Origin of the sequence: Pseudorhodobacter sp. E13, assembly GCF_003991405.1 — a bacterium.
Lineage (GTDB): Bacteria > Pseudomonadota > Alphaproteobacteria > Rhodobacterales > Rhodobacteraceae > Pseudorhodobacter.
Map to the genome: position 1 here is coordinate 440,013 of NZ_RPEN01000159.1, position 20,408 is coordinate 460,420.

The 20,408-nt window shown below is 60.7% G+C and carries 16 protein-coding genes; 10 read left to right on the top strand and 6 right to left on the bottom strand.

The window, feature by feature from the left end; translation table 11 throughout:
• Positions 1-132: 132 nt before the first annotated feature.
• Complete coding sequence (locus EGN72_RS18275; protein WP_127050527.1) at positions 133-1,032, top strand: N-formylglutamate amidohydrolase; 900 nt, start codon at positions 133-135, stop codon at positions 1,030-1,032.
• 92 nt (positions 1,033-1,124) lie between these two features.
• Complete coding sequence (locus tag EGN72_RS18280; RefSeq protein ID WP_127050238.1) at positions 1,125-1,790, top strand: alternative oxidase; 666 nt, start codon at positions 1,125-1,127, stop codon at positions 1,788-1,790.
• Positions 1,791-1,913: 123 nt separating this feature from the next.
• Here EGN72_RS18280 and clpB read toward each other — a convergent pair whose 3' ends face one another.
• Positions 1,914-4,526: an ATP-dependent chaperone ClpB gene (gene clpB / locus EGN72_RS18285; protein WP_127050240.1), complete on the bottom strand. Its 2,613-nt coding sequence runs from the start codon at positions 4,524-4,526 to the stop codon at positions 1,914-1,916.
• Positions 4,527-4,742: 216 nt separating this feature from the next.
• On the opposite strand from clpB, the gene EGN72_RS18290 reads away from it, so the two are divergent.
• Positions 4,743-4,943, top strand: a complete 201-nt coding sequence (locus tag EGN72_RS18290; RefSeq protein ID WP_127050242.1) for a hypothetical protein — start codon at positions 4,743-4,745, stop codon at positions 4,941-4,943.
• 6 nt (positions 4,944-4,949) lie between these two features.
• Here the strand turns inward: EGN72_RS18290 and EGN72_RS18295 are convergent, their stop codons facing one another.
• Both EGN72_RS18295 and EGN72_RS18300 read right to left on the bottom strand, forming a co-directional pair.
• Positions 4,950-5,897 carry a class I SAM-dependent methyltransferase gene (locus EGN72_RS18295; RefSeq protein ID WP_233587184.1) on the bottom strand — a complete coding sequence of 316 codons (948 nt, stop codon included), beginning with the start codon at positions 5,895-5,897 and terminating at the stop codon, positions 4,950-4,952.
• Between the two features lie 101 nt (positions 5,898-5,998).
• Positions 5,999-6,772, bottom strand: a complete 774-nt coding sequence (locus tag EGN72_RS18300) for a hypothetical protein (protein WP_127050246.1) — start codon at positions 6,770-6,772, stop codon at positions 5,999-6,001.
• Positions 6,773-6,917: 145 nt separating this feature from the next.
• Here EGN72_RS18300 and pyrF point away from each other — a divergent pair, with 145 nt between their 5' ends.
• The 4 genes from pyrF to radC all read left to right on the top strand — a co-directional run bounded on the left by pyrF (position 6,918) and on the right by radC (position 11,939).
• The gene (gene pyrF / locus EGN72_RS18305; RefSeq protein ID WP_127050248.1) at positions 6,918-7,613 is read left to right on the top strand and encodes an orotidine-5'-phosphate decarboxylase; all 696 of its coding nucleotides are present in this window, start codon (positions 6,918-6,920) and stop codon (positions 7,611-7,613) included.
• Between the two features lie 251 nt (positions 7,614-7,864).
• A complete protein-coding gene (dnaK, locus tag EGN72_RS18310) occupies positions 7,865-9,769 on the top strand; it encodes a molecular chaperone DnaK (RefSeq protein WP_127050250.1) in 1,905 nt (634 codons plus the stop codon).
• A gap of 77 nt (positions 9,770-9,846) precedes the next feature.
• Positions 9,847-10,995, top strand: a complete 1,149-nt coding sequence (gene dnaJ / locus EGN72_RS18315; RefSeq protein WP_127050252.1) for a molecular chaperone DnaJ — start codon at positions 9,847-9,849, stop codon at positions 10,993-10,995.
• 179 nt (positions 10,996-11,174) lie between these two features.
• Positions 11,175-11,939 (top strand): DNA repair protein RadC, encoded by a 765-nt coding sequence (gene radC / locus EGN72_RS18320; protein WP_127050254.1) that lies wholly within the window; start codon positions 11,175-11,177, stop codon positions 11,937-11,939.
• A 9-nt stretch (positions 11,940-11,948) separates the two neighbouring features.
• On the opposite strand, the gene EGN72_RS18325 is transcribed toward radC, so the two are convergent.
• The 3 genes from EGN72_RS18325 to secA all read right to left on the bottom strand — a co-directional run bounded on the left by EGN72_RS18325 (position 11,949) and on the right by secA (position 17,357).
• Positions 11,949-13,442, bottom strand: a complete 1,494-nt coding sequence (locus tag EGN72_RS18325) for an OmpA family protein (RefSeq protein WP_127050256.1) — start codon at positions 13,440-13,442, stop codon at positions 11,949-11,951.
• Between the two features lie 18 nt (positions 13,443-13,460).
• A complete protein-coding gene (locus tag EGN72_RS18330; RefSeq protein ID WP_127050258.1) occupies positions 13,461-14,459 on the bottom strand; it encodes a hypothetical protein in 999 nt (332 codons plus the stop codon).
• Positions 14,460-14,645: 186 nt separating this feature from the next.
• Entirely contained in the window at positions 14,646-17,357 is a 2,712-nt protein-coding gene (gene secA / locus EGN72_RS18335) for a preprotein translocase subunit SecA (protein ID WP_127050260.1), read from the bottom strand.
• 204 nt (positions 17,358-17,561) lie between these two features.
• Between secA and EGN72_RS18340 the strand changes: the two genes are divergently transcribed.
• The 3 genes from EGN72_RS18340 to mutT all read left to right on the top strand — a co-directional run bounded on the left by EGN72_RS18340 (position 17,562) and on the right by mutT (position 20,316).
• Complete coding sequence (locus tag EGN72_RS18340; RefSeq protein WP_127050262.1) at positions 17,562-18,440, top strand: peptidylprolyl isomerase; 879 nt, start codon at positions 17,562-17,564, stop codon at positions 18,438-18,440.
• Between the two features lie 91 nt (positions 18,441-18,531).
• The gene (gene argJ, locus EGN72_RS18345; RefSeq protein WP_370323342.1) at positions 18,532-19,836 is read left to right on the top strand and encodes a bifunctional glutamate N-acetyltransferase/amino-acid acetyltransferase ArgJ; all 1,305 of its coding nucleotides are present in this window, start codon (positions 18,532-18,534) and stop codon (positions 19,834-19,836) included.
• Positions 19,837-19,917: 81 nt separating this feature from the next.
• On the top strand, positions 19,918-20,316 hold the full coding sequence (gene mutT / locus EGN72_RS18350; protein WP_127050266.1) for an 8-oxo-dGTP diphosphatase MutT: 399 nt from the start codon (positions 19,918-19,920) through the stop codon (positions 20,314-20,316).
• Positions 20,317-20,408: the final 92 nt, after the last annotated feature.

Sequence of the window (20,408 nt, forward strand, 5' to 3'; positions counted from 1 at the left end):
CTTTGCTTTGGACCCAAGTTACCAAAGAAAAGGACGCGGGCGGAACCGCGTCGGTTGGCAGCGCTATAAAAGGAGTCGCGCCGGGGTTCAAGTGGTTTTGTTTTATCACGCGGCGCTTTGAGGTTTTGGCAAATGGCGATTGCGGGCTATACCTCTTGGCAAGAAGGAGTCTGTGATTTGACCGAAACGTTTGATCTTTTTCGTCCCGATGTGCAAACCGCGCCCTTTGTATTCTCGTCCCCGCACAGCGGGCGGGCCTATCCGCAGGCCTTTCGCGACCAAAGCCGCTTGGACGACGTGACCCTGCGCTCCTCCGAGGATGCCTATGTCGACCTGTTGTTCGCCGATGCCCCTGGTTTTGGGGCGCCTTTGCTGGCCGCCCGCGCGCCGCGCGCCTTTCTGGACCTGAACCGCGCCGCGGATGAGCTGGACCCGGCGCTGATCGACGGCGTGCCGCGTCTGCACCATAATCCGCGCATCAATTCCGGCTTGGGCGTTGTGCCGCGCGTGGTGTCAGGCGGGCGACATATCTATGGCGGGCGGCTGGACCGGGAGGAGGCCTTGGCCCGCGTCAACGGGTTCTGGCACCCCTATCACAAGCAATTGCGCAACCTGATGTTTGAAACCACCGAACGATTCGGCCGGGCCGTGCTGGTGGATTGCCATTCCATGCCGCATGAGGCGATTGAAACCCATGCCCGCCCCGGCAGCCCAAGCCCGGATGTGGTTCTGGGTGATCGTTTCGGGGCATCGGCCAGCGGCGATGTGGTGGGCCGCATCGAAGCGGCCTTTGTCGATGCCGGCTTGCGGGTTGCGCGCAACACACCTTTTGCCGGGGCCTATATCACGCAGGCCTATGGCCGCCCGTCACGCGGCCAGCATGTGGTGCAGATCGAGATTGACCGCGCGCTCTATCTGGATGAGGCCCGCGTTGAACCCCGCGCCGATTTCGCTGCGTTTCAGGCGCTGATCTCGGGCGTCATCGCCCAGATTACAGGTGCGGCGCAGGGCAAACCGATGGCGGCGGAATAAGGCTGCGCGCATTCGCGCAGGGGCAAGCTGACGCAGTGGCCTTGCGGCAGCCCCCCCCGGCGCGCAAATCTCCTGTCAAAAGGAGAAAAGCCATGCTGAACACAGCACAGACACAGCCCACCCACCCCGCAGGCAGGCCCACAGGCAGGATTGACCTGACCGCGCATCGCCAACCGCAGGACCGGCGCGACCGGATCGCCTTGGGCGTGGTAAAATTCATGCGGGTTTTTGCGGATGCCTTCTTTTCCAGCCGCTACGGCCACCGCGCCGTGGTGCTGGAAACCGTGGCCGCAGTGCCGGGGATGGTGGGTGGTTTGCTGCAACATCTGCGCGCCCTGCGCCATATCCGTGACGATCAGGGCTGGATTCGCGAATTGCTGGACGAGGCCGAGAATGAGCGGATGCATCTGATGACCTTCATCAAGATCGCTGAACCCAGCCGCTTTGAACGCTTTTTGATCCTGATGGGGCAAGGGGTGTTCTTCAACCTGTATTTCCTGCTGTATCTGTTCGCCCCGCGCGTTGCGCATCGGGTCGTGGGGTATCTGGAGGAAGAAGCCGTGATCAGCTACACGCAATATCTGGAAAAGGTAGATGCCGGGGTGATCGAAAACGTGCCCGCGCCACAGCTTGCCATTGATTATTGGTCGCTTGGGGCCGATGCCCGCTTGCGCGATGTCATCATCGCAGTGCGGGCCGATGAGGCAGGCCATCGTGACAAAAACCACGAATTTGCCGATGCCCTGAAGGCGGGCTAAGACGATCCGCTGCGGGAGAGGGGGCGCTGCCCCCTCGTTTGCATTGCCGGCAATGCAAACACCCCCGGGATATTTTTGAATAGATGAAAGGGGCAGGGTTTTCAGGCCCTGCCCCCTTCAATTTCAATGCACAACGGCAACATGCGGTTTGGGACGCTGCGAAGCACTGACGCGATCGCCGATCAGCAGGCCATCGGCGCTGGCCGACACTGCAATCGTGCTGCCGTCCATCACGTCACCGGCCAAGATCATCTCGGCCAGCGGATCTTGCAGGCTGCGCTGGATCACACGTTTCAACGGGCGCGCGCCGAACACCGGGTCATAGCCTTCATCGGCCAGCCATTGCAGCGCATCCGCATCCAGTTCCAGCGTAATCTTGCGGCTTGCAAGGCGACGCTCCAGCCGCTTGAGCTGAATGGTCACGATGCCTGCCATATCCTCGCGTGCCAGACGGTCGAAGATGATCGTCTCATCCAGACGGTTCAGGAATTCGGGGCGGAAATGCGCCCGCACCGCTTCCATCACCTGTGCCCGTGCCGGGGCCGGATCGGCGCCATCGGGAAGCTGGCTAAGGGCCACCGCCCCAAGGTTGGACGTGAGGATGATCAGCGTTTGCTTGAAGTCCACGGTGCGGCCCTGACCATCGGTCAGCACACCATCATCCAGCACTTGCAGCAGCACGTTGAACACATCCGGATGCGCCTTTTCCACCTCGTCGAACAGCACCACCTGATAGGGGCGGCGGCGCACGGCTTCGGTCAGCACCCCGCCTTCGTCATAACCGACATAGCCCGGAGGCGCGCCGATCAACCGGCTGACGGCGTGTTTCTCCATGAATTCGCTCATGTCGATCCGCACCATCGCCTGATCATCGTCGAACAGATATTCAGCGACCGCTTTGGTCAGTTCGGTTTTCCCCACGCCGGTTGGCCCAAGGAACAGGAAAGAGCCCAGAGGCCGGTTTTCATCATTCAGCCCGGCCCGCGCACGACGCACCGAATTGGCCACCGCTTTCAGCGCCTGCCGCTGCCCGATCACGCGCTTGCCCAGTTCCTCTTCCATCTTGAGCAGCTTTTCGCGTTCCCCTTCAAGCATCTTGGTCGTGGGAATACCGGTCCAGCGTTCCACCACCTCGGCGATCTGTTCGGGCCGCACGGCCTCGGACACCAGCGCATCCGATTCCAGACCTTCGCTTTCGGCAAGCTGCCGTTCAAGCTGCGGGATGATGCCATAGGAAAGCTCTCCGGCTTTGGCCAGATTGCCCTCGCGCTTGGCGGCATCCAGATCGGCGCGGGCGCGGTCCAGCTTTTCCTTCAGCGCGCGCCCCGATTCCAACTTGTCGCGTTCGGCCTGCCATTGCGCCGTCATGCTGTCGGACCGCTCCATCAGGTCGGCCAGTTCCTTTTCCAGCTTTTCCAGACGATCCTTCGACGCCGCGTCATCTTCTTTCTTCAACGCCTCGGCTTCGATCTGCAGCTGAAGGATCTGACGGTCCAACTGGTCCAGTTCTTCGGGCTTGCTGTCGACCTCCATCCGCAAACGGCTGGCGGCTTCGTCCACAAGGTCGATGGCCTTATCGGGCAGGAAGCGATCGGTGATATAGCGATGGCTGAGCGTGGCCGCCGCAACCAATGCCGAGTCGCTGATCCGCACGCCGTGGTGCAACTCATATTTTTCCTTGATCCCGCGCAGGATAGAGATCGTATCCTCCACCGTCGGTTCCTCGACCATCACAGGCTGGAAGCGGCGGGCAAGGGCGGCATCTTTTTCCACATATTTGCGGTATTCATCCAAGGTGGTGGCCCCGATGCAGTGCAATTCGCCCCGCGCCAAAGCCGGTTTGATCAGGTTGGCAGCATCCATCGCGCCGTCGCCTTTACCAGCGCCGACCAGCGTGTGCATCTCGTCGATGAACAGGATGATTTCACCGCTGGCGGCCTCAATTTCCTTGAGGATGGCTTTCAGACGTTCCTCAAACTCACCCCGATATTTCGCACCCGCAATCAGCGCGCCCATATCCAGCGCCATCAGCTTTTTGTTGCGCAGGGATTCCGGCACATCGCCATCCACGATGCGCAGGGCAAGCCCTTCGGCAATCGCGGTTTTACCGACACCGGGTTCCCCGATCAGCACCGGGTTGTTTTTCGTCCGGCGCGAAAGCACCTGCATCGCGCGGCGAATTTCCTCATCGCGGCCGATAATCGGGTCAATCTTGCCCTGCTCGGCGGCCTCGGTCAGGTCGCGGGCGTATTTCGACAGTGCCTCGAACGTATCTTCGGCGCTGGCGCTATCGGCGGTGCGGCCTTTGCGAATGTCATTGATCGCGGCATTGAGGCTTTGGGCATTCACGTTGCCCGCAGCCAAAGCATCCTTGGCATTGGTGTTCGTCATCGCCAGCGCGACCAGAATCCGCTCCACCGGGACGAAACTGTCACCGGCTTTCTTGGCGACCTTTTCGGCCTCATCCAGCACCCGCGCGGTGGCGGGGTCCATATAGGGCTGTGCATCGCCCGACACTTTAGACATCTTGCCCATGGCCAGATCAAGCGCCTGGGTCACCAGCGCCGGGTCACCGCCCGCGCGGCGGATCAGATTGGCCGACATGCCCTGATCATCATCCATCAAGGCTTTCAGCAAATGTTCGGGGGCAAGGCGTTGGTGATTTTCACGCAGCGCGATGGTTTGGGCGGCTTGCAAGAAACCGCGCGACCGTTCCGTGAACTTCTCAAGGTTCATCGGCATTCTCCTTTTCTGTTAAGCTCCCGCTGTGTGGAATGCCCTGTTGCGGCACATCCCATCTTCGGGCCTCAGGGTAAATCTGGGGATGCACCCCAAAGCTTTCAAGCATTTGTGAAGGCCAATCCCCTAAAAAAGTGGAAACCAAATCTTCATTTCTACGTTGTTAAATCACCGGGCCGAGCATTCGGCGGTTTGATTGGAAAGGGTTCGCGCATGGCCACCACAGCCACCAGAATTGCCTATGTCGTCTATGATGCCGCCCGCCGCCACTTTGAAGCGGCGGTGGAATTCTTTGCCCCCGGCCTGCCGGTGCCCCTACGCATCGGTGTGACCATGCCCGCCGCGCAAAGCATCGGGCATCAAGCCTTGGTCAAAGGGCTGGTGCGCGCAGCGGAACGGCAGATCCTGCGCTAAGGCCGCTCAGGCCAGTTCGCATTCCGCCTCGCCGCTGCGGTCGCGCAATGTGTGGTTGACCTGCGCCACCACCATCACGCCTGCAACATCCTCACCCCGGTCCCGGCGCAGGGCGATGGGGCTGACAACCCCACCCGGCACGCCTGCGGCTTGCAGCAAATCTGTCAGATAGCCAACACTATGCGCATAGCGGCGCGACGGGCGCAGCAAAATGGGCTCTGGCCCGTCATGGCTCTCGCAGGAATAGGCCAGCACGCCACCGGGGCGCAGGGCTTGCACGGCCCAGCTTATCACCGTTTCCAAGGCACCCAGATACATGAACACATCTGCCGCGACGATCAGATCATAGCGCCCCTGCGCGGGGGCCAGCGTGTTCAGGTCATGGCAGGCCAGCGCGTCATAAATGCCTTTCGCCTGCGCTTCGGCCAACATGCCTTCGGAAATATCCCAGCCGGTCAGATGCGCGGCCCGCCCGCGCAGTTCCGCCCCCATCAATCCGGTGCCACAGCCAAGGTCCAACACCGCGTCAAACGGGCGGTCGGGCAAGGCGGCGGCCAGTTTCTGTGGCACCCGGTAATTCAGCCGATCCACCAGACTGGCATCGAAATCCGGCGCGTATTGGTCAAACAGGGCCGCCACAAAGGCAGCAGGCATACCTTCGGTCAAGGGCACCTTGCGCAACAGGTCAAGCCGCAGCGTTGCCCCCAGACGATCTGCCGGGTCCAGCGCCAAGGCCTGCGCAAAGGCATCCTGCGCCGCCGTGTCGCGCCCTGCCGCCTCGGCCAATTCCCCCAGATGGAACCAGCCTGCGGCCCAGCCCGGCACCAGCGCCAAGGCATCGGCCATCAGATCGGCGGCGGCGGCCAGATCGCCAGAGGCGGCCAGCATATCAGCATACCCAACGCGACGATCTGCCAACAGATCGCCTGACGAACACAGGATCGGAGTCATCATGCACCAATGAAAAAAGCACGCGCCGCCCGAAATCAGGCGGCGACAGAGCGCAGCACATCGGGTGAAATCACCGCAGTGTCAAGGGGGGCTTTGGGCCAGCGTCATTCCCGCTTTTTCGGGGTCAGCAGTTTGGCGGGGCGCACTGATTCCGCCGCTTTGAACAGGCTGAAGGTCTGGTTCACATAGTTCACCGCCCCGGCGATCTTTTCCATGTATTCTTCCAGTGCCGGGGTGCGCTCTGCCTCGACCAATTGCACCGGGCGGTCGGGGCTGTTCGCCTCAAACTGGCAATAAAACAGCGGCTCGCCCCGGCGCAGGATCAGGTCTTTACTGGTATCGTGCCATTCAAACGCCCACATCAACCCGCGCGGCCACAGGTTCACCGGAAAGCGCCCGCCAAAGATGGTGCCGGGCAGCGGGTCGGGGCGGTAATGTGCAAAGGTGCCAAGCTGGGTCAGATAAACGGTTTCATCCGCGATGAAGCAATAGGGCAAGATCAACTGCACCGTCGGGCGGTCGGGAAAGCGCCACTCTGCCTCATTCACCAGCACCAGCGCCTCTGACAGCTTGCTGGCCCGGATCGGCGAGGCGTTTCCGGCCCGATTGATCAGATGCGGCTTGCCCTTTTCATCCCGGCCAAAGCCGATATGCATGTCAAACGGGCATTTCACCACAAAATAGCGGCTTTCCATCTGGATCACCGCCGGGCAACGGCTGGCCGATTTCGCGTGGGTCTTGTTGGTTTGGCGCACCGTCAACCGCTCTGGCGGGTCAAACAGAATGGACCCTTTGTCCTTGGTCAGAAACCATCCCACCGTCACCGGACCAGAGGCGGGGCCCTCATCCGGGCGCTCAAACTCAATATTAATCTGCATTTGCGGCCCCTTACGACTTGCGCTGCCCGTTTTTACCTGCCGCGATTGAATCCTGCCCCATGCGCCCTGTCAATCCGCCACGCTTGACAGGGCAGGCAGAAGCGCCCATCACGCAGCGGTTTTCGCAGCGAACAGGGGTTGAAGAATGGCAGATGATCGTTTGATCGTGGCACTGGACGTGCCGAACGTGGTGCAGGGCCTGGAGCTGACGCGCAAAATCGGTGATGCCGTTTCCTTCTACAAGATCGGGCTGGGCATGCTGACAGGCGGTGGCCTTGCACTGGCGAATGAGCTGAAGCAGGAACACGGCAAGCGCATTTTTCTGGATATGAAATTCTTTGACATCGGCGCCACGGTCGAAGCCGCCGTGCGCGGCATTGCCCAGTTCGATCTGGATTTCCTGACCGTTCACGGCGACCCGCAAGTGGTGCGCGCCGCGAAGCAAGGGGCTGCGGGCAGCAATCTGAAAATTCTGGGGGTCACGGTGCTGACCTCGCTGGACCGGGCCGATCTGGATGCGAACCTGATCAAACCCGGTGATCTGGCCGAAATTACGCTGGAACGGGCCCATAACGCACTGGAAGCCGGGGCCGATGGCGTGATCGCCAGCCCGCATGAGGCCACGATGATCCGTGCCCTGCCGATTGCCGAAGGGCGCCTGATCATCACCCCCGGCGTGCGCCCCACAGGATCGCCCAGCGATGACCAAAAGCGCATCGCCACCCCTGCCAGCGCGATTGCCGCAGGCGCGGACCATATCGTCATCGGTCGCCCGATCTGGCAGCACGCCGACCCACGGCTTGCCGCACAGGTGGTCACGGGCGAATTGCCGCCCCGCTGATCCGGCTTTGTCCGGCTTGGCGCAGGTTTTTTTGCCATTTGCGCCAAGCCTTGAAGGATCGCTAAGAAAATACGGCGATTCTGGTGAAAAACCACCGCGTCAGATGCTTGCAGGGTGCGGTTCGGCTCCTTATATACGCCCGGTAGCCGGAAAAGGCGGCCGTGCCTAGCCGTCTACAACTGGGATCGGGGATCAGGGGCCATAACGGGCCTGACCCCCATAACATCGCCGAATATGAAGAGGTATTTATCATGGCCAAAGTCATCGGGATCGACCTCGGGACAACCAACTCTTGCGTCGCCATCATGGATGGTTCGCAGCCCCGAGTCATTGAAAACGCAGAAGGCGCGCGCACCACGCCGTCTATCGTTGGTTTCACAGAAACAGAACGTCTGGTCGGCCAGCCCGCCAAGCGTCAGGCTGTCACCAACCCCTCCAACACCGTCTTTGCAGTGAAGCGCCTGATCGGTCGTCCGATCAATGACAGCCACGTTGCCAAAGACAAGAAAAACCTGCCCTACGAATTGGTCGACGGTGGCAATGGCGACGCATGGGTCAAAGTGCGTGGCGAGAAATATTCGCCCAGCCAGATCTCGGCCTTCATTCTGGGCAAGATGAAAGAAACCGCCGAAAGCTATTTGGGCGAGGATGTGACGCAGGCCGTTATCACGGTTCCGGCGTATTTCAACGACGCCCAGCGTCAGGCCACCAAGGACGCGGGCAAGATTGCCGGTCTGGAAGTGCTGCGCATCATCAACGAGCCGACAGCGGCAGCGCTGGCTTATGGCCTTGATAAAAAAGACGCCCGCACCATCGCAGTTTATGACCTTGGCGGCGGCACTTTCGATATCACCATTCTGGAAATCGACGACGGCCTGTTCGAAGTGAAATCGACCAACGGCGACACCTTCCTTGGCGGTGAAGATTTCGACATGCGGATCGTGAATTACCTCGCCGAGGAGTTCAAGAAAGAGCATGGCGTTGATCTGACCCAAGACAAGATGGCGTTGCAGCGTTTGAAAGAGGCCGCTGAAAAGGCCAAGATTGAGCTGTCCTCCAGCCAGCAGACCGAGATCAACCAGCCGTTCATCTCGATGGGCTCCTCGGGCACACCGCTGCACCTGGTCATGAAACTGACCCGCGCCAAGCTGGAAAGCCTTGTTGGCGATCTGATCAAGGCGTCGATCAAGCCGTGCCAGGCTGCGCTGAAAGATGCTGGTCTGACCACATCTGACATCGACGAAGTGGTTCTGGTCGGTGGTATGACCCGCATGCCGCGCGTTGTCGAAGAAGTGACCAAGTTCTTTGGCAAAGAGCCGCACAAAGGCGTGAACCCGGATGAGGTTGTGGCCCTTGGTGCCGCTATTCAGGCCGGTGTTCTGCAAGGCGACGTGAAAGACGTTGTTCTGCTGGACGTGACGCCGCTGTCCTTGGGCATTGAAACCCTTGGGGGCGTGTTCACCCGCCTGATCGACCGCAACACCACGATCCCGACCAAGAAGTCTCAGGTGTTCTCCACCGCCGAAGACAACCAGAACGCCGTGACGATCCGGGTGTTCCAGGGCGAGCGGGAAATGGCTGCCGATAACAAGATCCTCGGCCAGTTCAACCTCGAAGACATTCCGCCCGCTCCGCGTGGGATGCCGCAGATCGAAGTGACGTTTGACATTGATGCCAACGGTATCGTGTCGGTCGGCGCAAAGGACAAAGGCACCAACAAAGAGCAAAAGATCACCATTCAGGCCTCGGGCGGTCTGTCGGATGAAGACATCGAAAAGATGGTGAAGGACGCAGAAGCAAACGCCGAAGCCGACAAGGAACGCCGCGAATTGGTGGAAACCCGCAACCAGGCCGAAAGCCTGCTGCATTCCACCCGCAAATCGCTGGACGAGCATGGCGACAAGGTGGACCCGTCCACCGTGGAAGCCATCGAATTCGCGATGCAGCCTTTGGAAGAAGCCTTGAAGGCCGAAGACGCAGGCAAGATCAAGTCGGGTATCCAGAACCTGACCGAAGCCGCGATGAAGCTGGGCGAAGCCATCTACAAGGCAAGCCAGGCCGAAGCGGAAGGCAAGGACGAAGATGCACCGCGTTCGGTGGATGACGATATCGTCGATGCCGACTTCGAAGATCTTGGCGACAGCAAGCGCAAGTAACAGCGCGGGATCGGAAAAAGGGGCGGCCTTGATGAGGGGCCGCCCCGTTCCCGTTCTGACAAGCAGAGGTTTGCTCTATGGCAAAACGCGATTACTATGAGGTGTTGGGGGCCACGCGCGGCGCTTCGGCGGATGAGCTGAAGAAAGCCTATCGCACCAAAGCGAAAGAGCTGCACCCAGACCGCAACTCTGACAACCCCAAGGCCGAAGAACAGTTCAAAGAAGTGAACGAGGCCTATGAGGTCTTGAAAGATGCCGACAAGAAGGCCGCCTATGACCGCTATGGCCATGCCGCGTTTGAAGGTGGCATGGGTGGCGGGCACCGGGGCGGGCATCCCGGCGGGCAAGGCGATTTCGCCTCGGCTTTCTCGGATGTGTTCGAGGACCTGTTTGGCGATTTCATGGGCGGCCAGCGCGGTGGCGGCGGCCGGTCGCGCGCGCAGCGTGGCTCTGACCTGCGCTATAACTTGCGGGTGACGCTGGAGGAAGCCTTTGCGGGCATCCAGAAAACCATCAATGTGCCGACCTCGGTGGCCTGCGAATCCTGTCGCGGGTCGGGTGCCGAAGGCGGTGCCGAACCGATGACCTGCCCGACCTGTTCGGGCATGGGCAAAGTGCGCGCCCAGCAAGGCTTTTTCACGGTGGAGCGGACCTGCCCCACCTGTAACGGCATGGGCCAGACCATCAAGAACCCTTGCAAGAAATGCGCAGGTGCAGGCCGGGTGGAGCAAGAGCGCTCGCTCTCGGTGAATATCCCGGCAGGGGTGGAAACCGGCACCCGCATCCGCTTGGCCGGTGAAGGCGAGGCGGGTTTGCGCGGTGGGCCGGCGGGCGATCTGTATATCTTCATCGAAGTGCGCGAGCATGCGATCTTTCAACGCGAAGGCGCGCATCTGTTCTGCCGTGTGCCGGTGACGATGGCGACCGCAGCCCTTGGTGGTGAGGTGGAAGTGCCCACGATCGACGGCGGCAAAAGCCGGGTGAAAGTGCCCGCCGGAAGCCAGACCGGCAAGCAAATGCGCCTGCGGTCCAAGGGCATGCCCGCGCTGCGGGGCGGCGGAGTTGGCGATATGCTGATCGAGCTGGCGGTAGAGACGCCCGTGAACCTGACCTCGCGGCAAAAAGAGATGCTGCGAGAGTTTGAAAAGCTGTCGGAAGACAATAACCCCGAAGGCCGCAGCTTCTTTTCCAAGGTGAAAACCTTTTGGGAAGGGATGAAAGGCTAAAGGGGGGAGCCAAAGGCGGGGGCATCGAACCCCCGCCTTTGGCGCTGCCGCCACACAGCCCCCGACTGCGGATCTTGTGGGGCGTGTTGATGCCTGCGGCGCAGGTATTTTTGCCAAGATGAAGATCAGGCGCGATTTCTTTAACGCTTCTTTTACCAAGCCTGTGGCAGCGTTGCGGCATGAGCCAGAACAACGCCTTTCAGGAAGCTGCCTTGCCGCTGTTTGCGGATGCCGATGAGGCGGCCGTGGTGGCCGTGCCCTCGGGCAAGTTGCCGTCTTATATCGCGGATCATCGTAAGCGGTTGCGGGCCCGGTTCATGGAAGGCGGCGCTGCGGCAATGCCGGACTATGAGTTGCTGGAACTGGTTCTGTTCCGCGCGATTCCGCGGCAGGATGTAAAGCCGCTTGCGCGGCGATTGCTGGACATATTTGGCGATTTTAACCGGGTGGTCACAGCACCTGCGCCGCGTTTGGTCGCGGTGCAGGGTGTGGGCGATGCCGTGGTGCAGGAATTGAAGATCGTCGAGGCTGCTGCTCAGCGCATGATGCGGGCGCGGGTGATGAATCGGGCGGTTTTGTCCTCATGGGATGCTTTGCTGGATTATTGTCACACGGCCATGGCCCATCGCGAGACGGAACAGTTTCGCATTCTTTACCTCGACCGCAAGAATGTGCTGATCGCGGATGAGGAGCAGGCACGGGGCACGGTGGATCATGTGCCTGTCTATCCGCGAGAGGTGGTGAAACGGGCGTTGGAATTGAACGCCAGTGCCTTGATTTTGGTGCATAATCACCCCTCAGGCGATCCGACCCCTTCGGATGCCGACATTACCATGACGGGGCAAGTGCAGGATGCCGCAGCGGTGTTGGGTATCACGCTTCATGATCACCTGATCATCGGAAAGGAGCGGGAGTTGAGTTTCCGCGCGCAAGGCTATTTGTAGCCCTGCCGCTTAGGGTGCGGCATTTGCCAGCGGATGCGCCCAAAGCTCTACCCGGCGGTTGATCTGGCGGCCCGTGGCAGTGGTGTCGCAAGCCATTGGCAGCGCCTCGCCAAAGGCCAGAACCTTTGGCAGTTGCGCCTCGGTCAGGTCGGGGGCCAGCGTGCGCAAGGCGCTGCGCACGGCATCGGCGCGGGTTTTGGACAGGTCAAGGTTCACATCGGCATTGCCCGTGCCATCAGAAAACCCGGCCAGCACCAGTTCGGCCCCGGCAAAGCGCCCCGCCGCGATATGACGTGCGAGGTCTTCCAAATTCTCGCGGGAATGGGCGTCAAGCTGGGCCGAGCCATCCTGAAAACGGAACGTCAGCGACAGGCGCTGCCCGCCTGTCATCGCTGCCGCAAGCCGTTGCAATTCGGGCAAGGAAATCTCTGGCCCGGCATTGCGGATCGCCCCCAGCAGGCGTTGGCCATCCTCGGTCAGCGGGGCGGTGCCAAGCCTGCGATCCACATAGCCGGCTTCGGCCACCGCCGCTTGGGCCGCGTCTGTGGCGAGATATTCCAGAAACTCGCGCAGCAGCAGCGGTTGGCGGTGACGCGCCGCGCCGAGAAACAGGGGCAGCGTCAGCGGGTAATCTTCGGCCTTTACGTTCAGCGTGCTGGCAAGCAGCGGGAAATCACAGGAATCGGTCAGGGGCAGCGCGCGGGCGGGGCCAAGGTCGGACTGGCCGATCACGGCCAAGGCCCAAGGGTCGCGGGCCACTGCCGCTGCCAAAGCCGCAGCATCCGCGTGGCGCGGGCCATCGGCCAGTTTGCCCAAGCGGGCGCTGATGGCTGCGGCGAGCGCTGTGCCCTGCGCCAAACCATGCACAACGATGGGCATTTCGGGGCCGCCCAACTCTTGCCAATTCGTCACCCCGCCGGAAAGCGCCGCTGCAAGATCGGTGCTGCGAATGGCGGGAAACCCATTTTCGGCGGCGACAATCGGGACCAACGGTTCCAACCCCACAGCGCGATTACGCAGGTTGCCAGCGGCTTCAAACCCCAGCACAAGCGTGGCTTTGCGGGCCAAAACTTCGGTTTTGGCCATATCTGGCGGCATCGCGGCAAAGCTGATCTTGGCGAGGGTCTGCCCGGTGGCGGGGTCAGAAATTTCGGCCTCCCCCCCCTGCCCCGCAACAAACCGCAGGCCCCGCCCTGCCGCGAACCCCTGGAACAGCGGGTGAAGCAGCCGCGCGGCGGCATCCCCGGCGCCCACAACGCGGATCACGGCCAAAGGCGCGGACAGGTCCGGGCAGGCAGGGCCAGAGCAGATGACCCCTTCGGCGGCAACCGTCAGCCCGCCATAAACTGTGTCGATCCGGTAAAACTCTCCGTCATAGCTGATCAATTGCCCATCAAGCACCAGCCCGCCATCGCGCGCCGTCAAAGAGACGTCTTGCGCCCCCGCAGAAACTGCAAAAAGGAGCGCCGCGATAAACGCAGCGCCCCCGGTGATCCACCGCATATAAGCCCGCCTGAAACCTTAGTTCGCTGCGGCGAGTTTCAGGTCAGGAAGCGGATTATTCAACACCAGAACGTCACCAATTGCATCACAACTGGGCGTTGCCATCGTCAAATCGGTCTTTGTCACGGTTCCGCCTTCGCTCAGCAGCACTTCGCCCAGCAATTCGCGGTCACAGGTGGCCTCGGTCACGCTGGCTTCGATCGTCAGATCGACGGGCTGGGCCGGATCAAGCGGGAAGGTATAGACCTCGGCCAGCATCGGCAAAGGCGCGTTGGAATCGCCCAGAAGGCTCAGGTAGCCGCCCTGCATCGGGACGTTTTGCAAGCGCCGCGCCGGGTTGGTGGCCGAAACATGGCCCGGCTCGCCATAGCTGGCCCCGGATTCAAACGCATGCAACTGGAAGGCATCCTCGGCCACCCATTGCACCGCAAAGCGACGATAAAGCGGCAGATCGGGCAGGGATTCAGCGGCGCTGACCTCGACCCCATCGTTGAAATAAACAGCGACATCGCCCGTGGGTTCCATCCCTGGAACAGACGCAAACAGCGTGCCTGTCAATGAGGTCACGCCCGTCACAGTCAACCCGCCATGACGAATCACAACCCGTTCCGAAGCGCGGCATGGGGCGACGAGGGTCAGATCCAATGTGGCCTGCGCGCTTGCAATCAGGTCCAGCGTGATCGGACAATTGATACTATCGCCCGACAGAACCATATCCGGCGCATCCTCGACCAATTCGGGGGCGGGGGCGGGCAAGTCGGCGGTTTCGCGTGGCGCGTCTTGCGCAGGCGTTGGGGCGAATGCGGTTTCGGGCAGAACGGGTGCGCCAGGGGCAGGGGCCTCCACCGCAGGTCCGGTGCTGACGCCCGCCGCCAACGGCGTGATCGCCTGCGGTGTTTCGCCTTGCAGGGCGGCGGTTTGCGTTGCACCACCAAACCCGTTTTGCATCAGATGCCCTGCGCCCAGTGCGACCGAGAGCGTCGCTGCGGCCATCGCAACTTTGCGTTTCAATTCCATCACATGCCTCCTTGGCATCGAGCTAACGCCAAAGAGATAGGCGGGCAGAAAGGCAGGGGCGTGGCAAGAATGGGGAATGTTTCCATCAATTGCGGCCAATGCCGCCTTATCTGCGCCGCAAAGCAAAACGGGGGCGCAGCCTGCACCCCCGTTCCCCATGTTTTTCATCGTCCGGTCTGTTGCGCCTTAGGCGATTCGACCGTGGCAATGCTTGAATTTGTTTCCAGAACCGCAGGGGCAAGGATCATTCCGGCCCGGATCGCCCCAGGTTTCAGGGTTGTTTTCATCAAAGCCGCTGTCTGCTTCGGCCTCGGCCTCACCCTCCGGCGCGGCATCGGGGTGAACCGCTGTTGCACCGCCCGCCGCCGCGCGTTGTTGGGCCAGATACTGCTCCATCATCGCCTTTTGCTCGGCTTCGGTAAGCGGCCGCACCTGCGCCAGCTTTTGTGTCACATCCTGCCGCAGAGAGTTGAGCAGCGATTCAAACAGCGCAAAGCCTTCGGTCTTGTATTCCGACAGCGGGTCACGCTGCGCATAGCCACGGAACCCCACGACAGAGCGCAGATGTTCCAGCGTCAGCAGATGCTCGCGCCATTTGGTGTCGATGGTCTGCAACAACACCTGCTTTTCGATGTTGCGCATGGTTTCGGGGCCAAAGGCCTCCATCTTCTCGGCCATCTTCTTGTCAGAGGCCTCGCAAATGCGTTCGCGCATCAACTCTTGATCGACGCCTTCTTCCTTGGCCCAGTCGATGATCGGGATATCCAGCCCCAGCTTTTCCAGCACCGAGGCATAAAGCCCATCGGCGTTCCACTGATCGGCATAGGATTTCGCGGGCAGGTAAAGTTCAATCAGATCGTCGATAACCTGATGCCGCATGTCTTCAGTGATCTCGGAAACATCTTTGGCTTCCATGATCTCCAGCCGTTGACCAAAGATCGCCTTGCGCTGGTCGTTCATCACATCGTCGAACTTCAGCAATTGCTTGCGGATATCGAAGTTGCGGCCTTCCACCTTGGCCTGCGCTTTTTCAAGGCTTTTGTTGACCCACGGGTGAACGATGGCCTCGCCTTCCTTCATGCCCAGCTTGGACAGAACGGAATCCAGACGCTCGGACCCGAAAATCCGCATCAGGTCATCCTCAAGGCTCAGGAAGAACGACGACCGCCCCGGATCGCCCTGACGGCCAGAGCGGCCGCGCAACTGGTTATCAATCCGGCGGGATTCGTGGCGTTCCGTGCCCAGAACGAACAAGCCGCCCGCAGCCTTGACGCGTTCTTTTTCCTCGGCATGTTCCGCCTCGATCCGCTGGCGGATTTCGTCGGGATGGGCTTCGGGATCGGCGGCCAACGCCTCCAGCACCTTCATCTCGACGTTACCGCCAAGCTGAATATCGGTGCCGCGCCCGGCCATGTTGGTGGCAATCGTCACCGCGCCGAATTTGCCTGCATCGGCAACGATCTGGGCTTCTTGTTCATGCTGACGGGCGTTCAGCACATTATGCGGGACGCCTTCCTTTTTCAGCATTTCCGACAGCGCCTCAGACTTCTCAATCGAGGTGGTGCCCACAAGGATCGGCTGCCCCTTGGCATGCGCTTCCTTGATCGAGGCGACGACGCCTTCGAATTTTTCCCGCGCGGTGCGGTAAACCTGATCGTGGTCATCAACACGGGCGATGGGGCGGTTGGTGGGCACTTCCACCACGCCCAGCCCATAGATTTCCATGAATTCCTCGGCCTCGGTCTTGGCCGTGCCGGTCATCCCGGCCAGCTTTTCATACAGCCGGAAATAGTTCTGGAACGTCACCGAAGCCAGCGTGATGTTCTCGGGCTGAATCGCCACGCCTTCCTTGGCCTCAATCGCCTGATGCAAGCCGTCCGACAACCGCCGCCCGCGCATCATCCGTCCGGTGAATTCGTCAATCAGCATCACCTCGCCGTCCCGCACCATATATTGCTGGTCACGATGGAACAGCTTGTGGGCGCGCAGAGCCTGGGTGACGTGATGTACCAAAGTCGTGCTTTCGGGATCATAGAGGTTCTGACCCTCCGGCAACAAACCCGCCGCCCGCAGACGTTGTTCGATGAACTCATTGCCATCGTCGGTATAGGTCACGTTGCGGGTCTTTTCGTCCAGCGTGAAATGCTCGGGCAAAATCTCGGGGATCAGCGCATCGATCTTGGTATAAAGATCGCTGCGATCCTGCGAAGGGCCCGAAATGATCAACGGCGTCCGCGCCTCGTCGATCAGGATACTGTCCACCTCATCGACAATCGCAAAGAAATGCCCGCGCTGCGACATATCCTCGATCGAGGCTTTCATGTTGTCGCGCAGATAGTCAAAGCCCAACTCGTTATTGGTCGCATAGGTGATATCGGCGCGGTAGGCTTCGCGCTTTTCCTCATCGGGCTGATAGGGGTAAACCACCCCGGTCGTCAGGCCCAAGGCACCGTAAACCTTGCTCATCCATTCCGCATCGCGCTTGGCCAGATAGTCGTTGACCGTGACGATATGCACGCCCTTGCCCGCCAACGCATTCAGATAGGCCGGGAAAGTCGCCATCAGCGTCTTGCCTTCACCGGTTTTCATTTCCGCGATATTGCCCTGATGCAGGAAAATCCCGCCCTTCAACTGCACGTCAAAGGCCCGCAGCCCCAAAGCGCGGCGCGCGGCTTCACGGCAATTGGCAAAAGCCTCGGGCAGCAAGGCGTCAAGGCTTTCCCCCTGTTGCGCCCGCATCGCAAGGTTTTCCGTCTTTGCTTTGATTTCATCGTCCGTCAGGGCTTTGAAGTCCGGCTCCAGCGCGTTGATCTTTGCGACCAGCGGGCGAACCGATTTAACCTTGCGGTCATTTGGCGTTCCAAAGACCTTTTTGGCAAGTGTTCCGAGACCCAGCATGTTTTCTCCGTGGCGCGTTCCTGCCATATCAGGGCATCCTGACATGATCGTGCGAGCGTCTGGCCTTGCCCGCCCCTCCTCCCTTCCATAGATAGGGGAAGAAGCATTTGGTGGCCCGCTGCACACGACCTTCGCGATGTAAGCGGCGCTGCCGGGCAAGTCAACGTTGCGCAACAGCGCAGCCCCAGCCTGAGGATAATAAAGATGGGTCATTCTGCAACTTTCGGGGCAATCTGCGCCTTTGCCATGGCATTGGCGGCAGCCCCCCTTGCCGCACAAGACACCGCAACCACAGCCGCAAAGGTGCCGGAAGGCGGGGCAAGCGCGGTTGTGGCCACGGTCAACGGCACGCCCATCACGCTGGGTCACATGATCGTGCTGCGCGCCAATTTGCCCGCACAATACCAATCGCTGCCCGATGAAATCCTGTTCAAAGGCATTCTGGACCAATTGGTGCAACAGGCCGCACTGGCGCAAAGCGTCGAAGGCAAGACCACCCTGCGCGACACATTGGCGATGGAAAATGACCAGCGCGGCTATTTGTCCGGCGTGGCGCTGCAATCGGTTGCGGGTGGCGCTGTCACCGATGAAGCGCTGCAAAAAGCCTATGACGCCAAATTCGCCAATGCCGCTGAAACCAAGGAATACAACGCCGCCCATATCCTCGTGAAAACCGAGGAAGAGGCGAAAGAGCTGAAAACCCAGATCGACGCGGGCGCAGATTTTGCCGATATGGCAAAGCAGCATTCCTCGGATGGGGCCGCAGCCAATGGTGGCGATCTGGGCTGGTTTTCCGAAGGCATGATGGTCAAACCCTTTCAGGACGCGGTCTTTGCGATGGAGGTCGGCAAGGTCTCCGACCCGGTGGAAACCCAATTCGGCTGGCACCTGATCCAGCTCAAGGAAACCCGGATCAAATCCGCCCCCAGCCTCGATGACATGCGCGAAGAACTCGCCGCCGAAATCGAACAGGCGGCCGTTGAAGCCCATATCAAATCCATCACCGATGCGGCAAAGATTGAACGTCCCGGCGAAGGATTCGACCCCGCTGTGCTGCGGGATCAATCGCTGCTCGATAAATAACTGACCCAAAGGGGGGCATGACATGGCCAAGACCGACTGGAAATCCAAAGCCAAGAAGCTGAAAAAGAAGTTCAACGCGTTGAAGGGCGAAATGGAACTGCGTATCCATGACGCTGCCGTCAGCGTTGCGGCCACTACTGCCCCCCCAAAAACCAAGGCGGCCAAAACCGTCTCTCCGCTGGCCCCCAAGGGCGGCTTCCCCAAATTGCCGCACATCGCCGGGGCGGAATTCGCCGCGATTGAAGCAGGCGTGAAATACAAGAACCGCAAGGATGTGATGCTGGTGCGCCTTGCACCGGGCACCGCGATTGCGGGCGTTTTCACCAAATCCACCACCCGCGCCGCCTGCGTGTTGGATTGTCAGGCCAAACTCGCCCTCAAGGCCCCTGCCGATGCGGGCGCTGCGATCATCGTGAACTCCGGCAATTCCAACGCCTTCACCGGGGCTTTGGGCCAGCAATCGGTTGATGCCGTAACCGGCGGCGTGGCCGAGGCGCTCGGCATCCCCGCCACCCGCGTCTTTTCCTCCTCCACCGGTGTGATCGGTGAACCCCTGCCGCACGACCGTATCCTTGCCGTGATCGGCGATCTTGCCGCCGGGCTGAAAACCGATGCCGTCGATATGGCCGCCCAAGCCATCATGACCACCGACACCTTCCCCAAAGGTGCTGCGGCCACCGTGCAAGGCGATGGCGGCACCATCCACATCTCTGGCATCGCCAAAGGCTCGGGCATGATCGCGCCCGATATGGCGACCATGCTGGTCTATATCTTCACCGATGCCAAAATCACCCCCGCCGCCTTGCAACGCATGCTCTCGCGCAACGTCGACAGCACGTTCAACGCCATCACCGTCGACAGTGACACCTCCACCTCCGACGCGCTCTTGCTCTGCGCCACCGGCCAAAGCGCCGCCGCCCCTGTCAAAGGGCCTGTCGCCAAAGCGTTTGAGACAGCGCTGCACGGCGTCATGCTCGACCTCGCCAAACAAGTCACCCGTGACGGCGAAGGGGCCACCAAATTGGTCGAGGTGCAGATCACCGGTGCCGCAAGCGACCGCGACGCCCATCTCGCCGCCATGGCCATCGCCAATTCGCCCTTGGTGAAAACCGCCGTCGCGGGCGAAGATGCCAATTGGGGCCGCGTCGTCATGGCCATCGGCAAATCCGGCGCCAAAGCCGAACGCGACAAGCTTTCCATCCGCTTCGGCGATCTGGTGGTGGCCGAAAACGGCTGGCGCAGCCCCGGCTACTCCGAAGAGGCCACCTCCGCCTATATGAAAAACGATGAACTCGTGATCGGCGTCGATATGGGCCTCGGCCGCGCCAAGAAAACCGTCTGGACCTGCGATCTGACCCACGGCTATATCGACATCAACGCCGATTACCGCTCCTGATCCCGCTTTCTTTTCGGCACAAATATCCTCGGGGGGTCCGGGGGGCAGACAGCCCCCCGGCGCTGCCCCATAAGGCGCATCATGAAAATTATACTCGTCTCCGCCGTCGCCCTGATTGATCCCGATGGCCGCATCCTTCTCGCCCAACGTCCCGAAGGTAAATCCCTCGCCGGTCTGTGGGAATTCCCGGGCGGCAAGGTCGACGCCGGAGAAACGCCGGAAACCGCCCTGATCCGCGAGTTGCAGGAAGAACTGGGCATCGACACATGGGCCTCCTGCCTCGCCCCGCTGACCTTCGCCAGCCACAGCTACCCCGATTTCCACCTGCTGATGCCCCTCTTTGCCTGCCGCAAATGGCAGGGAATCGTTCAGGGCCGCGAAGGGCAAAAACTGGCCTGGGTCCGCCCGGAAAACCTGCGGGACTACCCAATGCCCCCGGCAGACCTGCCGCTGATCCCGATTCTGCGCGATTGGCTTTGAAACACGCGACAATCCTGGGCGTTTCATGAAAATTGTAACTGGATTTTAATCTTTTTCCGACTATCTTAGAGCAATGCTAGTTGGGGGATTGG

Bases quoted from the DNA above. Each gene is read 5' to 3' on its own strand.
- EGN72_RS18275 (WP_127050527.1), top strand. From the start codon at position 133: ATGGCGATTGCGGGCTATACCTCTTGGCAAGAAGGAGTCTGTGATTTG.
- EGN72_RS18280 (WP_127050238.1), top strand. From the start codon at position 1,125: ATGCTGAACACAGCACAGACACAGCCCACCCACCCCGCAGGCAGGCCC.
- clpB (WP_127050240.1), bottom strand. From the start codon at position 4,526: ATGAACCTTGAGAAGTTCACGGAACGGTCGCGCGGTTTCTTGCAAGCC.
- EGN72_RS18290 (WP_127050242.1), top strand. From the start codon at position 4,743: ATGGCCACCACAGCCACCAGAATTGCCTATGTCGTCTATGATGCCGCC.
- EGN72_RS18295 (WP_233587184.1), bottom strand. From the start codon at position 5,897: ATGATGACTCCGATCCTGTGTTCGTCAGGCGATCTGTTGGCAGATCGT.
- EGN72_RS18300 (WP_127050246.1), bottom strand. From the start codon at position 6,772: ATGCAGATTAATATTGAGTTTGAGCGCCCGGATGAGGGCCCCGCCTCT.
- pyrF (WP_127050248.1), top strand. From the start codon at position 6,918: ATGGCAGATGATCGTTTGATCGTGGCACTGGACGTGCCGAACGTGGTG.
- dnaK (WP_127050250.1), top strand. From the start codon at position 7,865: ATGGCCAAAGTCATCGGGATCGACCTCGGGACAACCAACTCTTGCGTC.
- dnaJ (WP_127050252.1), top strand. From the start codon at position 9,847: ATGGCAAAACGCGATTACTATGAGGTGTTGGGGGCCACGCGCGGCGCT.
- radC (WP_127050254.1), top strand. From the start codon at position 11,175: ATGAGCCAGAACAACGCCTTTCAGGAAGCTGCCTTGCCGCTGTTTGCG.
- EGN72_RS18325 (WP_127050256.1), bottom strand. From the start codon at position 13,442: ATGCGGTGGATCACCGGGGGCGCTGCGTTTATCGCGGCGCTCCTTTTT.
- EGN72_RS18330 (WP_127050258.1), bottom strand. From the start codon at position 14,459: ATGGAATTGAAACGCAAAGTTGCGATGGCCGCAGCGACGCTCTCGGTC.
- secA (WP_127050260.1), bottom strand. From the start codon at position 17,357: ATGCTGGGTCTCGGAACACTTGCCAAAAAGGTCTTTGGAACGCCAAAT.
- EGN72_RS18340 (WP_127050262.1), top strand. From the start codon at position 17,562: ATGGGTCATTCTGCAACTTTCGGGGCAATCTGCGCCTTTGCCATGGCA.
- argJ (WP_370323342.1), top strand. From the start codon at position 18,532: ATGGAACTGCGTATCCATGACGCTGCCGTCAGCGTTGCGGCCACTACT.
- mutT (WP_127050266.1), top strand. From the start codon at position 19,918: ATGAAAATTATACTCGTCTCCGCCGTCGCCCTGATTGATCCCGATGGC.